This window comes from Marinobacterium aestuariivivens, from assembly GCF_042661465.1.
Taxonomy (GTDB): Bacteria; Pseudomonadota; Gammaproteobacteria; order Pseudomonadales; family Balneatricaceae; genus Marinobacterium_A; species Marinobacterium_A aestuariivivens.
The window spans coordinates 2,578,238-2,592,080 of the sequence record NZ_JBHSWE010000001.1; the positions used below are offsets into that span (position 1 = coordinate 2,578,238).

At 63.3% G+C, this 13,843-nt stretch carries 11 protein-coding genes and 2 pseudogenes; 4 read left to right on the forward strand and 9 right to left on the reverse strand.

Annotated elements, in window-relative coordinates:
* Positions 1-52: 52 nt before the first annotated feature.
* Positions 53-2,899, reverse strand: a complete 2,847-nt coding sequence (gene uvrA, locus ACFQDL_RS13400) for an excinuclease ABC subunit UvrA (protein WP_379909447.1) — start codon at positions 2,897-2,899, stop codon at positions 53-55.
* Positions 2,900-3,111: 212 nt separating this feature from the next.
* Between uvrA and ssb the strand changes: the two genes are divergently transcribed.
* On the forward strand, positions 3,112-3,675 hold the full coding sequence (ssb, locus tag ACFQDL_RS13405) for a single-stranded DNA-binding protein (RefSeq protein WP_379909448.1): 564 nt from the start codon (positions 3,112-3,114) through the stop codon (positions 3,673-3,675).
* A 91-nt stretch (positions 3,676-3,766) separates the two neighbouring features.
* Here the strand turns inward: ssb and ACFQDL_RS13410 are convergent, their stop codons facing one another.
* Positions 3,767-4,408 (reverse strand): EamA family transporter, encoded by a 642-nt coding sequence (locus ACFQDL_RS13410; protein ID WP_379909449.1) that lies wholly within the window; start codon positions 4,406-4,408, stop codon positions 3,767-3,769.
* 8 nt (positions 4,409-4,416) lie between these two features.
* Positions 4,417-4,641, reverse strand: coding sequence for a hypothetical protein (locus ACFQDL_RS13415; protein WP_379909451.1), 225 nt, complete (start codon positions 4,639-4,641; stop codon positions 4,417-4,419).
* A 490-nt stretch (positions 4,642-5,131) separates the two neighbouring features.
* Here ACFQDL_RS13415 and betA point away from each other — a divergent pair.
* Positions 5,132-6,837: pseudogene (gene betA, locus ACFQDL_RS13420) on the forward strand (choline dehydrogenase).
* Here betA and betI read toward each other — a convergent pair.
* Complete coding sequence (gene betI, locus ACFQDL_RS13425; RefSeq protein ID WP_379909452.1) at positions 6,838-7,422, reverse strand: transcriptional regulator BetI; 585 nt, start codon at positions 7,420-7,422, stop codon at positions 6,838-6,840.
* A 287-nt stretch (positions 7,423-7,709) separates the two neighbouring features.
* Here betI and ACFQDL_RS13430 point away from each other — a divergent pair, with 287 nt between their 5' ends.
* Together ACFQDL_RS13430 and ACFQDL_RS13435 are read left to right on the forward strand one after the other, a co-directional pair.
* A complete protein-coding gene (locus tag ACFQDL_RS13430; protein WP_379909453.1) occupies positions 7,710-7,868 on the forward strand; it encodes a hypothetical protein in 159 nt (52 codons plus the stop codon).
* Positions 7,826-8,851, forward strand: a complete 1,026-nt coding sequence (locus ACFQDL_RS13435; protein WP_379909454.1) for a BCCT family transporter — start codon at positions 7,826-7,828, stop codon at positions 8,849-8,851. Before ACFQDL_RS13430 ends, ACFQDL_RS13435 begins: the two co-directional genes overlap by 43 nt.
* A 37-nt stretch (positions 8,852-8,888) precedes the next feature.
* Here ACFQDL_RS13435 and ACFQDL_RS13440 read toward each other — a convergent pair whose 3' ends face one another.
* The 5 genes and pseudogenes from ACFQDL_RS13440 to hyi form a co-directional block, all read right to left on the reverse strand.
* Positions 8,889-9,773 carry an urea transporter gene (locus ACFQDL_RS13440; protein ID WP_379909455.1) on the reverse strand — a complete coding sequence of 295 codons (885 nt, stop codon included), beginning with the start codon at positions 9,771-9,773 and terminating at the stop codon, positions 8,889-8,891.
* 347 nt (positions 9,774-10,120) lie between these two features.
* Complete coding sequence (locus ACFQDL_RS13445; protein ID WP_379913070.1) at positions 10,121-10,453, reverse strand: pyruvate kinase alpha/beta domain-containing protein; 333 nt, start codon at positions 10,451-10,453, stop codon at positions 10,121-10,123.
* Positions 10,345-11,532, reverse strand: a complete 1,188-nt coding sequence (gene pyk / locus ACFQDL_RS13450) for a pyruvate kinase (protein ID WP_379909456.1) — start codon at positions 11,530-11,532, stop codon at positions 10,345-10,347. Before pyk ends, ACFQDL_RS13445 begins: the two co-directional genes overlap by 109 nt.
* 315 nt (positions 11,533-11,847) lie before the next feature.
* Positions 11,848-12,951, reverse strand: a pseudogene (locus ACFQDL_RS13455) (2-hydroxy-3-oxopropionate reductase); the annotation flags it as partial.
* Positions 12,952-12,990: 39 nt separating this feature from the next.
* Positions 12,991-13,773: a hydroxypyruvate isomerase gene (hyi, locus tag ACFQDL_RS13460; protein ID WP_379909457.1), complete on the reverse strand. Its 783-nt coding sequence runs from the start codon at positions 13,771-13,773 to the stop codon at positions 12,991-12,993.
* Positions 13,774-13,843: the final 70 nt, after the last annotated feature.

The window sequence follows — 13,843 nt, forward strand, 5'->3', positions numbered from 1 at the left end:
GCTTCGGTTCGCTGCCCAAATCAACAGGCTGCGAGACTCACCGTGCTGAGACTTAACCCGCCGCAGACTGCGGCCGTGCCTCGAGCAGCGGCTTCAAAAACCGCCCGGTGTGCGAATGTTCGCAGGCCGCGACCTCCTCCGGGGTGCCGGTGGCGATGATTTCGCCGCCGCCGGTGCCGCCTTCCGGTCCCAGGTCGACGATCCAGTCGGCCGTCTTGATCACGTCCAGGTTGTGCTCGATCACGACGATGCTGTTGCCGTGATCGCGCAGGCGGTTGAGGACGTTGAGCAGCTGCTGGATATCGTAGAAGTGCAGACCGGTGGTGGGCTCGTCGAGAATATAGAGGGTCTTGCCGGTATCGCGCTTCGACAGCTCCTTGGCCAGCTTGACGCGCTGGGCCTCACCTCCCGAAAGCGTCGTCGCCGCCTGGCCGAGACGGATATAGGACAGGCCGACGTCGATCAGTGTCTGCAGCCGGCGCGCCAGCGCCGGGATCGCATCGAAGAACTCCCGGCCTTCCTCGACCGTCATCTCCAGTACTTCGTGGATGCTGCGCCCCTTGTACTTCACTTCCAGCGTCTCGCGGTTGTAGCGCTTGCCCTTGCAGACGTCGCAGGGCACGTAGATATCAGGCAGGAAGTGCATCTCGACCTTGATGACGCCATCGCCCTGACAGGCCTCGCAGCGTCCGCCCTTGACGTTGAAACTGAAGCGGCCCGGCTTGTAGCCGCGCGAGCGTGCTTCCTGGGTGCCTGAGAACAGCTCGCGGATCGGCGTGAAGATTCCGGTATAGGTGGCCGGATTCGAGCGCGGCGTGCGGCCGATCGGGCTCTGGTCGATATCGATCACCTTGTCGAAATGCTCCAGACCTTCGACGGCGCGGTGCTCGGCGGCATCGAGGGTGGTGGCATGATTCAGCTCGGTGGCGGCGACGGGATAGAGCGTCGAGTTGATCAGTGTCGACTTGCCGGAGCCGGAGACGCCGGTGATGCAGGTGAAGAGGCCGACCGGTATCTCCAGGTCCACCTCCTTGAGGTTGTTGCCGCGGGCGCCGGTCAGGCGCAGCAGCCGTTTCGGGTCGACCGGGTGGCGCCGGGCCGGTACCTCGATCCGGCGGGTGCCGCAGAGGTACTGGCCTGTCATCGATTCGGGATTCGCCATGACCTCGGCCGGGGTGCCCTGGGCGACGACCTGGCCGCCGTGGACGCCGGCACCGGGACCGATATCGATGACATAATCGGCCAGGCGGATGGCATCCTCGTCATGCTCGACGACGATCACGGTGTTGCCGAGATCGCGCAGGTGCTCCAGCGTCTGCAGCAGGCGTTCGTTGTCGCGCTGGTGCAGGCCGATCGAAGGCTCGTCGAGGATGTACATGACCCCGACGAGTCCGGCGCCGATCTGGCTGGCCAGGCGGATGCGCTGGGCTTCGCCGCCCGAGAGGGTGTCGGCATTGCGGTCCAGCGACAGGTACTCCAGGCCGACATTGACCAGAAACGACAGCCGCAGACGGATCTCCTTGAGGATCTTGTCGGCGATTTCGCCCTGCTTGCCGGTCAGGTTGAGGCCCTCGAAGTAGCGGTGGCTGTCACCGATCGCCAGTCGGGTGATTTCCGGCAGCGTTCGCTCGTCGATATAGACGTGACGGGCTTCCCGACGCAGACGGCTGCCGTGACAGGACGGGCAGGATTGCATGTTGAGGTACTTGGCCAGGTCCTCGCGCACCATCTCCGACTCTGTCTCGCGATAGCGCCGTTCGAGATTGTTCAGTACCCCTTCGAACGGGTGCGCCTTCTCGATGGTATCGCCGCGGTCGTTGACGTAACGGAAGGGTATGCTTTCCTTTCCGCTGCCGTTCAGGATCAGCTTGCGATGCCGCTCCTCCAGCTTGAAGAAGGGGGTATCCATGTCGAAGCCGGCATGGCGGCCCACCGCCTGCAGCTGCTGGTAGTAATAGAGGCTGCGGCGGTCCCAGCCGCGGATGGCTCCTTCGGACAGCGTCAGGCTGGGGTCATGGACCACCTTGTGCGGATCGAAATACTGCCGCACGCCCAGGCCGTCGCAGCTGGGACAGGCGCCGTGGGGGTTGTTGAACGAGAACAGCCGCGGTTCCAGCTCCTGGATGCTGTGGCCGCAGACCGGGCAGGCGAAGCGGGCCGAGAAGATCAGGTCCTCGCCGTCGCCATCCATCCAGGCCACCTTGGCCAGACCGTCGGTCAGCTCAAGCGCGGTCTCGAAGGATTCGGCCAGGCGGGTGGCGAGATCCTCGCGCACCTTGAAGCGGTCGATCACCACCTCGATGTCGTGCTTGCGATTCTTGTCGAGGTCAGGCGCGCTGTCCAGATCGGTGACGATGCCGTCGATGCGCGCCCGCACGAAGCCCTGGGTGCGCAGCTCGTTCAGCACATGCAGGTGTTCGCCCTTGCGGCCCTGTATCACCGGTGCCAGCAGCATCAACTTGCTGCCTTCCGGCATGGCCATCACCTGATCGACCATCTGACTCACGGTCTGGGCCGCCAGGGGCAGGTCGTGGTCCGGACAGCGCGGCTCGCCGGCGCGGGCGTACAGCAGACGCAGGTAGTCGTAGATCTCGGTGATGGTCCCCACCGTCGAGCGGGGGTTGTGCGACGTCGATTTCTGCTCGATCGAAATCGCCGGCGACAGCCCCTCGATATGATCGACATCGGGCTTCTCCATCACCGAGAGGAACTGGCGGGCATAGGTCGACAGCGACTCGACGTAGCGGCGCTGGCCCTCGGCATAGAGGGTATCGAACGCCAGCGACGACTTGCCGGAACCGGAAAGCCCGGTAATCACCACCAGCTTGTCGCGGGGGATTTCCAGGTCGATGTTTTTCAGGTTATGCGTGCGTGCGCCGCGTACCAGAATCTTGTCCATAGAGCGTCCCGACGGAATGACCAAAGCCCCTGATTATATAGTGTTCGCCGGCCAGCCAACACCGGGCTGAAAGGGATTGCACAGTCGGTGCGGTGAGGCAAGAAAAAGCGGCTTTCTGGAGAAGCCGGGAGCGGCTTGTGATATCCTTCACGGCTAACGTAAAAGCCTGTCGATGGACGCGGCAGGCCACGCAGAATTGAGTGGAGAATCCGATGGCACGCGGTATCAACAAGGTAATACTGGTAGGTAATCTCGGCGGCGATCCGGAAGTGCGCTACATGCCCTCCGGCAACGCGGTCACCAACGTCACCCTGGCAACCAGCGAGAGCTGGAAGGACAAGCAGAGCGGCCAGATGCAGGAGCGCACCGAATGGCACCGGGTGGTGTTCTTCAACAAGCTGGCGGAGATTGCCGGCGAGTATCTGCGCAAGGGCTCGCAGGTCTATGTCGAGGGATCGCTGCGCACCCGCAAGTGGCAGGACCAGAGCGGTCAGGACCGCTACACCACCGAAATCGTCGCCAGCGAAATGCAGATGCTCGGCGGCCGTGGCGGTTCCGGCGGCGGTGACAACTACAACCAGGACACGGGCGGCGGCTATTCACAGCAGCCGCGTCAGCCGCGTCCGCAGCAGCAGGCGCCTCAGCAGGGTGGCTACCAGCAGGCACCGCAGCAGGGTGGCTATCAGCAGCCCCAGTCCCAGCCGCAGCAGCCGCAACAACAGCCGCAGCAGCCGGCGCCGGGCTTCGACGATTTCGACGACGATATCCCGTTCTGAGTCTGAAGCACCTCCGGTTTCGAATGAGAAAGGCCCTGCATGATGCAGGGCCTTTTGCCATCTGTATGGTGGCCGGTGCTGCATCCGTGGTTCAGGTGCCCGCCACCGGAGCCGCCGCCCTGAACACCAGTACGAGACCGGTCAGAATGGCAGCCATTCCGGCCAGGCTCCCCGCCGACAGCGCATTGCCCAGAAACAGGTAATCCATCGCCGCGGTGGCCACCGGCACCAGGTAGAACAGGCTGGTGACATTGACCAGGCTGCCGGTCTGGATAAGGCGGTAGAGCAGCAGTTGCGCGACCACGGAGATCACCAGCCCGAGCCAGAGCAGCGGCACCAGGAAGCCGGCTGTCAGCTCGAACTCGAACGGCTTGAACGGCAGCAGCAGCAGGCAGAGTACCAGGCTTGCGCCGTACTGCAGCAACAATACCTCGCCCGGCGACTGCTTGAGACCTTTCTGCATGATCGCGCCTGCCGTCATGCAGAGCAGGGCCCCGAGTGCGAAGCCCAAGCCGCCGGCGGACAACCGTGTCATCACGAGGCTTTGATAGACCACCAGCACCAGTCCGGCGAGCGCCAGCACCAATCCGGCCAAGCGTGCGGCCTGTAATCGCCGCTCCGTCAGCACCAGAGTCAGAATCGGCTGGATACCCAGAAGTGTCGCCAGCATGCCCGGCGTCATCCCCTCTTCAAGCGCCGAGAAATAGCAGATCGAATAGCCGCCGATCAGCAACAGCCCAGTCAGTCCGACCCGGACGCGGCTGCCGGCCCGGGGGCGAGGCGCCGTCGATACCAGATTCCCACCAAGCCCAGCACCACGATGGCTAGGACGAAGCGGAAGATCAAAAAGGCGAAAGAGGATGCATGGTCCAGGCCCCAGCGGGTGAAAATGGCGCCGCTGGCCCAGAGCAACACGAAAAGCGATGTCGAGCCATAGGCGGCCCAGACGTTTCTGTCGTCGTTCATGGATGTCACACCTTTCAAGATTGTCTGCGGACTCCGTCGTCGTTCCGGTACCCGGCAGGGATCGGGAAGACGGATTGGCCGGAGTCCCCGGCTTGAGTTCAGGCCCCGGGGGGCGGTGCGACCGGTGGGGGAGAGCAGTGGCGCATGCGCAGTACGGCCGTCGCCGGCGGTCTGGCCGGACGGTGGGTCGCACTGTAAGTCGCTGCTGCTCTGTACATGGATCGGGTCCAGCAATAGGGGTGGAGAGGCTTCACCGACGATCCGTGATCGTCGACGGGCCCAGGCAAGTTAGCACCGGATCGGCCGGGCCGCAAGGGATCGGTTTCGCGCCATGCACGGCGTCGTTGGCATCGGTATCTGAATTTAAGTTGATTGAACGTTTAATTAAAATAGATTAAGGTGGTTATATCCTGTACTGATAAAACCGGCAAAACGGGTCTGCCGCGGTCGCCTGAGAGGCTGATATCGGCGTTACCCGGGGAGAGGCAAGATGTCGCAACAGAGCTATGACTACATCATCGTGGGTGCCGGTTCGGCCGGCTGTGTACTGGCCGACCGTCTGACGGAAAGCGGCGAGCACCGGGTATTGCTGATCGAGGCCGGAGGCAGCGACAGGAGCATCTTCATCCAGATGCCGACGGCGCTGTCCTATCCGATGAACACGCCGAAATACAGCTGGCCCTTCGAGTCGGAGCCTGAGCCGGGTATCGACAGCCGCCGGCTGCATTGCCCGCGCGGTCGCGTACTGGGCGGTTCCTCGTCGATCAATGGCATGGTCTATGTGCGTGGACATGCCTGCGACTTCGACGAGTGGGAGCAGCAGGGTGCGAAAGGCTGGAGCTATCAGCGCTGCCTGCCGTATTTTCGCCGCGCCGAGACCTGGAAAGGTGGCGCCGACGACTACCGTGGCGGCGAGGGGCCTCTGGCTACCTGCAATGGCAACGACATGCGTCTGAACCCGCTGTACCAGGCCTTTATCGACGCGGGTGAAGAGGCGGGCTATCCGAAGACCGACGACTACAACGGCTACCGGCAGGAAGGCTTCGGCCCGATGCACATGACGGTGAAGGATGGCGTGCGCTGGTCGACGGCCAATGCCTACCTGCGCCGTGCCCTGGGGCGGCCGAACCTCGATCTGGTAGCGAAGGCGCAGACACGCCGAGTCCTGTTCGAGGGCAGGCGTGCGGTTGGGGTCGAGTACGAGGTCGGTGGTCAAAGGAAGCGCGTGACGGCCGGACGCGAAGTGCTGCTGGCATCGGGCTCCATCGGCTCCCCGATGCTGCTGCAGCTGTCCGGGATCGGGCCGCGCCGGTGCTGGAAGACGCCGGCGTGCCGTTGCTGCACGAGCTTCCCGGCGTCGGCGAGAACCTGCAGGATCATCTCGAGGTCTACTTCCAGTACCGTTGCAAGCAGCCGATTTCGCTGAACAGCAAACTGGGCCTGATCAGCAAGGGACTGATCGGCAGTCGCTGGATGCTGTTCAAGACGGGGCTCGGCGCAACCAACCACTTCGAGTCCTGCGCCTTTATCCGTTCCCGGGCCGGGCTTAAATGGCCCGATATTCAGTATCACTTCCTGCCGGCGGCGATGCGCTACGACGGTCAGGCGGCGTTCGACGGGCACGGTTTCCAGGTTCATGTCGGTCCGAACAAGCCGAAGAGCCGCGGACGGGTTCGCATCGTCTCGGCGGATCCGCATGCCAACCCCAGCATTCTGTTCAACTATCTGCAGCACAAGCAGGATATCGAAGACTGGCGCGCCGTGATCCGGCTGACCCGCGAGATCATCGCCCAGCCGGCTTTCGATGCCTATCGCGGCGACGAGATCCAGCCGGGTGCCGATATCCAGTCGGACGAGCAGATCGATGCCTGGGTGCGACAGAACGTCGAAAGTGCCTACCACCCCTCCTGTACCTGCAAGATCGGTGCGGACGACGACCCTATGGCGGTGCTCGATGCCGAGTGCCGGGTCAGGGGTATCGAGGGTCTGAGGGTGGTGGATTCATCGGTATTTCCGACGATCACCAACGGCAATCTCAACGCGCCGACCATCATGGTCGCGGAAAAGGCCGCCGACCTGATTCTGGGCCGGTCGCCGCTGCCGGAAGCCGGAGTACCGGTCTGGATCGATGCCGAATGGCAGCAGCGTCAGCGGCTCAACCCGCCGCAGCGCGGCGAAGCGCGCGACTGCGCCTGATCAGAGATTCTCGTGCAGCAGCCACTGCAGTGTGCGATGAGCCTGCCGTCGGGCGGTCGTCGCATCGGCGGCCAGGGTGCCCAGAGCGCAGTTGATCCAGAGGCCGTCGATCATCGAGGCCATGGTCAGCGCGGCGTCGCCGGCCTCGTCGGCCGGCAGCAACTGACGGAAGTTGTACAGCAGGTTGGAGCGCAGCCGTGCACCGCGGACGCGCGACAGCCGGCTCAGGCTCTCGTCGTGGGGCGTTTCGGCCCAGAACGCCAGCCAGCAGGTGACGACCTCAGGAGCGAACTGGGTATCGGAGAAGTTGCCGTCGATGATGGCGGCAATGCGCGCCCTCGGGGTACTGGCCTGGCGCCAGGCCTCGTAGATGTCTTCGCTCAGCTGGCGCATCAGCTGACGCATGGTCTCGGCCAGCAGGTCCGCCTTGCCGTCGAAGTAATGATGGATGATCCCGGGGGAAACGCCGGCGATCTTGCTGATCCGCGCGACGGTGGTGTTGGCGTAACCGTACCGGTGAATGGCCGCGGCGGTGGCTTCGATCAACTGCTTGCGCCGAATCGGCTGCATTCCGACCTTGGGCATGTCCTGTCCTTAACGTCTGTAGGCGGGTCATGATCGTTGTTTTCGGCAGGAGCTTCAACAGTGAGGCTCCGCCCGCCTGAATATCACAGGTCGCAAATGGAATGGCGCAGGCCGCAACCGGAGCAGCGCTGAAAGGAGTCATGCACGATATTTAAATTGATTAAACGTCCAATTAACTAAAAATAACTAAGGATGTCTTTCCGGGACAAGACCGACCGCCTTTTCCATTGCCGTGGCCTCCGGGCCCAGGGTCGTGTCGAACTCCCTCAACATCCGGAGGACCCAACATGAATACCATACTCTCATGCGCCATCATCGCGACCCTGCTGATGGCAACCCTGATCCTGCTGCGCTGGGGGCGATTGCGCTGCCAGGGGAAATGCCCACCTCGCTGTTCGCCTTCATGGCAATTCTTTTCACCTCCGGTCTCGATGTCGGCCTGGTGATGTTTCCCCTCGGTGAATTCCCGGTCTATGCCGACGAGGCGGCCTATGCCTTCACCAACCCGCTGGCGATCGAGTTCGGCTTCTGGGGCTTCCTGGTCTGGGCGTTCTATTTCCTCACCACCTTCTACTTCGTCATCGTCGAGCCGCGACTGAAGCTGTTCGAGATCCCGCTGATCAAGTTCGTCAACAACCTGGTGATCATCGGTACCTGCGCCTTCACCGGTTTTCTGTTTCTCAGCTACCTGCCCGATTACGCCCAGGGGATATCCGAACCGCTGCGTTACGGCCTGACCGCCGCGGTGGTGCTGCTGGCGGTGTTTTCCAGCTCGGATGTGCGCTATGTAAAGTGGCTCAGCATCGGCTCGACCTGGCTGTTCTTCGCGCTGATAGGACTGCTGGCGCTGAATGCCGGTATGGGAGCCTCGGCCTTCTCCGATAGCCTGGTCAGTCTGTCGGGCTATTTCGGCAACCTGCACCGCTTCGTCACGCCGCTGAGCGACTACCATGCCTTCTATCTGTTCTGGTGGTTTTCCTGGAGCATCATGATCGGTCAGTTCGTTGCCCGTTTCGTCGGCGGTCTCCGGGCCTGGCAGCTGTGCCTGGCGATGCTGGTCATCCCGTCGATCCCGATCGCCATCTGGTTCTCGGTGCTTTACTTCTATTTCGAGCAGGCACTGGCGATGAGTGCGGCCCTGAAGCTGGCGATGCTGGTGGTTGGCGTGATCTTCGTGATCAACTCGCTCGATTCGTTGATCCGGCTCTACACCACCAACCTCGGCGTCAGTGTCGAACGCTTCGGCTTCTATCCCTATATCGTCGGCAACTGGCTGCTGATGTACGGGCTGGTACTGCTGTTCCAGTTCACGCCGCTGAAGATCGAGTGGATCGGGCTGGTGGTGATCGGACTTTACGCGACGATCAGTGCGCTGTTGATGCGCAACAACGCCCGGCTCGCGCTGTCGCGCGCCCAGGAACCTGTCTGACTTAGCCGATCGTAGCGAGGGAAAGTCCGACAGACTCCTAGGGTACCTGCGGCTGGCGGGGGCTGATCGACTCCGCCAGCAGGCATATCAGCCAGCAGCTGAGCATGAAGGGGGCCGTGAAGGCGGGTACCCCGGCGACGGACAGCAGCGGCTGCAGCAAGGTCGCCAAGGCGGCGCCGGCAAGGATCAGCAGCGGCTGGTGGCCGAAGCGCTGAGCCAGGGCAATGGCGGCCAGGGCACCATTGAAACCATAGAGCCCCAGCTGCAGGTCGAGACCGGATACGGGCAGCTGTGTCGCCACCAGGGTGCCGCACAGGGCGCCGGCCAGGGCCGAGGCGCAGTCCCGTCGCGAGGCCCAGGCCAGGGCTACGAGTACCAGCAGGGCTGGCAGCGGCGAGGTCAGGAAGATCACCTGCCCCAGTCCCTGGATCACAGCTGTTGCCGGCAGGGGCAGCAGTTCCAGTGAAGTGGCGGTTGGCAGCGGCGTTGCCGGTGCCAGCGGGAACAGCGGTGCGACGGCCAGGGCGCACCAGCTCAGCAGCACGAACGTCGAGGTGTACGGAGGGAGACTCCAGCGTCGGATCTGCCACTCCATCAGCGGTGCGCTTAGCACCGAGAACAGGGCGACCAGTAGCAGCGAGACGGGGGTCAGGCCCAGCAGGGTGCCGAGACCCAGGCCGATCAGGGCGCCGTTGTAACCGTAATGCCCCGCCCGGATGCGATCCGCCTCGTAGCCGCAGAGACCTGCGCTGAACTGCGCGATGATGCAGCCGGTGAGCCCCGCCATCAGCAGAAACGGCGATTCCAGGCCGATGGCCAGCAGCAGCAGCAGGCCGCAGCAGCGGCTGGTCTGAAAGAAGATCTGACTGAAGCCGTGCAGGAGTGCGTCAAGCCAGTAGCGAGCGGAGTAGGGTTTATCCACAGCAGTGATGCTCACAAGGTAGCGTAGGAGCCCGGTCCCCCGGGCGAATAGAATCGAGACGTAGGTTGGGTGAAGGCCGGAACGGCCGTAACCCAACAATGGTGTCAGACTGGCACCGAAACCTGGCTGGCCGTGACCTGATAACCAGGTGCAGGTCTTTACCAATCGATCTGTACTGCGATCGATATGGCGGGTTTCGCGATGCTTGAGCCTCGCGGAAACCGTCAATCCCGCTGCCAGACATCGCTGCACCCACCCTCCGGTCCGGGGGATTTGGACGGTTGGGTGCAACCTTCCGCATGCGATTCGCCCGATAACCTGCCCGCCGACACAAATTAACCGAATTGCTAAAGGGTTTCGATCCTCAGCAGATTGGTCGAGCCGGGGGAGCCGAAGGGCGCGCCGGCGGTAATCACGACGGTATCGCCCGGGTGGGCCATTTCGCGCTTGCGGGCCTCCTCGAGGGCGGTACGGGCGATCTCGTCGACGCTGTTGAAGCGGTCGCTGACCTGGGAGTAGACGCCCCAGGCGACGGTCAGCTGGCGGGCTGTCTTCAGGTTCGGTGTCAGCGTCAGGATCGGCGCTTTGGGGCGCTCGCGCGAGGCGCGCAGGCTGGTGGCGCCGGAATTGGTGAAGCAGACCAGTACCGCGACCGGCAGGATGCGGCTGATTCGGCGGATGGCGCAACTGATCGCGTCGGATACGGTGGCCCGGGAAGGGGCCGGCCGGCGTCGAGCTGAGCCTGGAAGCCGGGATCGGACTCGGTGGTGCGGATGATGCTGCTCATCATCCGCACCGCTTCGAGCGGATAGTCGCCCGAGGCGGTTTCGGCCGACAGCATCACCGCATCGGTGCCTTCCGAAACGGCGTTGGCGACATCGGTCACTTCGGCGCGGGTCGGTGCCGGCGAGAAGCGCATCGACTCCAGCATCTGGGTCGCGACCACGACGGGCCGGCCGAGTTCGCGACAGCACTGGATAATGCGTTTTTGAATGCCGGGCACGTGCTCGGCCGGCACCTCGACGCCCAGATCGCCGCGGGCAACCATGATCGCGTCGGACAGCTCGGCAATCGCCTCGATCTGGTCGACGGCGGTCGGCTTCTCGATTTTGGCCATCAGAAAGGCCCGGTCGCCGATAAGCTTGCGGGCTTCCTCGATGTCGGCCGGACGCTGCACAAAGGATAGCGCAACCCAGTCGACTCCGAGGCCGAGGCCGAACTCCAGGTCACGGCGGTCCTTTTCGGTCAGCGGACTCAGCTCGAGCACTGCTTCCGGAACGTTGACCCCCTTGCGGTCCGACAGCTCGCCGGCATTTTCGGCTTCGGCGAGGATGTTGTCCCGGTTGGCCTCGAGGACGACCAGGCGTACCCGGCCATCGTCGATCAACAGCGACATGCCGGGACGAAGGGCAGCGATGATCTCGGGGTGGGGAAGATTGACCCGCTGCCCATTGCCCGGCGTCGGATCCAGGTCCAGGCGGATGCGGTCACCCGCGGCCAGCTGGATCCTGCCGTCGGCAAAAGTGCCCAGGCGTAGCTTCGGTCCCTGCAGGTCCATCAGGATGCCAAGCGGATAGCCCTGCTGCTGCTCGACTTCACGGATCCAGCGATAACGCTCTGCATGGTCGTCGTGGCTGCCGTGGCTGAAATTGAGACGGAAGAGGTTGACCCCGGCTTCGACCAGGGCGCGGACGTCCTCCGGGCCCCGGGTGGCGGGGCCAAGGGTTGCGAGAATCTTGGTTTTCTTATCGGGCGCCATACGGGATTCCTCGAAGAAAGGCGAAATGGATTATGGGCGACTGATTAGAACGCGGCTATATGAATTTCTGTCGGTCTGTCATACCAGTATGGACCGGAAGTCGTGCCATTGTCGGGTCCGGCTTGGGGGCTCATGGTATGACCGGGGCCGCGAAGCGCGGAAACAGTGCTCGGCGCTGAACCTGCGGGCCGGATTCAGGGCTCAGAACTGTCGTCGCCGAAGGGATAAAAAACAGGTTCGGGGCACTCGGTTGCAGCGTCAACGGAAAACGCGGCAACCGGCAGACCGGCCCCGAACCCAAGCAGTCACACTCAATCAGATCCTTGTGGGTTGATTCAGCGCAGCCGTGAACGCTTTCTCGATGCGTTGACTGCGGGAGCCTGGTCGCCGGGCGAAAGGCGGTGCGGTCGGTCTCATTCGCCCGCAGAGCGAGCTCCCACAGGGGTAGCTCAAGGGGTTATTCCCCCGGATGCTGTGGTTGGACATGTGCTCCAAACCCTTGATCATGCCGGAATGATCCCAGCCGGCGCCGCCGAGCGCGGTGCAGGTGCTGAAAATCTGCTGCGCCGTGGCGGTGTTCGGCAGGTTCAGTGCCAGCTCCCGGGCACCGGACAGTGCCAGGTTCAGGTCCTTCTGGTGCAGCGCGATGCGGAAGCCCGGTTCGAAAGTGCCCTTGACCATGCGCTCGCCGTGCACCTCGAGGATCTTCGACGAGGCGAAACCGCCCATCAGGGCTTCGCGTACCTTGGCAGGATCCGCGCCGGCCTTCGACGCGAACAGCAGCGCTTCGCCGACGGCCTGGATGTTCAGCGCGACGATGATCTGGTTGGCGACCTTGGTGGTCTGACCGTCGCCGTTGCCGCCGACCAGGGTGATGTTCTTGCCCATCGTCTCGAACAGCGGCCTGGCGCGTTCGAAAGCCGCTTCCGAGCCGCCGACCATGATGGTCAGGGTCGCGGCCTTGGCGCCGACTTCGCCGCCGGAAACCGGAGCGTCCAGGTACTCGGCGCCGGTGGCCTTGATGCGTTCGGCGAAGCCCTTGGTGGCGATCGGTGAGATCGAACTCATGTCGATCACGACCTTGCCGGCGCCGACGCCTTCGGCGACGCCGTTCTCACGGAACAGCACGTCCTCGACCTGGGGGTGTCCGGCACCATCAGAATGATGAATTCGGCCTCCTGAGCGACCTCTTTCGGGTTGGCCAGGGCGATGCCGTTGTCGCCCAGCAGGTCGGCCGGAGCGGGGTCGAAGTGTTCCGAGAAGAACAGGGTATGGCCGGCGTTCTGCAGGTGCTGAGCCATCGGCTTGCCCATGATGCCGGTGCCGATAAATCCGATTTTTGCCATTGATTAGCCTCCGTAACGGGTAACTCCCCGTAGGAGCTGCGCCTCGCAGCGAATATCGATGGCACTCTGCCAAAAGATTCGCACCGGGGCGGCGCTCCTACGGGTGTGTGGTTCAAACGATGTTGTGATCTTTCATCCAGTGCAGACCGGCTTCGGTGCTGGTGGCCGGCTTGTATTCGCAGCCGATCCAGCCGTCGTAGCCGAGCTGGTCGAGGAAGCCGAAGATGAAGCGGTAGTTCAGCTCGCCGGTCCCCGGCTCGTGACGGCCCGGGTTGTCGGCCAGCTGCACATGCTGGATTGCCGACAGGTTGGCTTCCAGCGTCGGGCAGATATCGCCCTCCATGATCTGCATATGGTAGATGTCGTACTGCAGCGCCAGGTTGTCGCTGCCAACCTTGTCGCGAATGCGCAGCGCCTGAGCGGTGTTGTTGAGGAAGAAGCCCGGAATGTCGCGGGTATTGATCGCCTCCATCACCAGGCGGATGCCGGCCTGCTCGAGCTTGCCGGCGGCGTACCGGAGGTTCTCGACCAGGGTCTCTTCGGCGACTGCGTCGCTGACGTCCGCAGGCTTGATACCGGCCAGGCAGTTGACCTGGCCGTTGCCGAGCACCCGGGCATAGCGGATGGCCTGGTCGACACCTGAACGGAATTCCTCGATGCGGTCCGGGTGGCAGGCGATGCCGCGCTCGCCGCCGGCCCAGTCGCCGGCCGGCAGGTTGAACAGCACCTGGGTCAGGTTGTGGGCGTCGAGCTTCGCCTTGATCTCGTCAACGTCGAAATCGTACGGGAACAGGTACTCGACACCCTCGAAGCCGGCCTTGGCGGCCGCCTCGAAGCGGTCGAGAAAGTCGTGCTCGGTGAAGAGCATCGACAGGTTGGCGCAAAAGCGGGGCATTGCATTCACCTCAATGTCTGATTGCGCGTAGGAGCTGCGCCTCGCAGCGAATGGGCCACGGAGCCAAAAT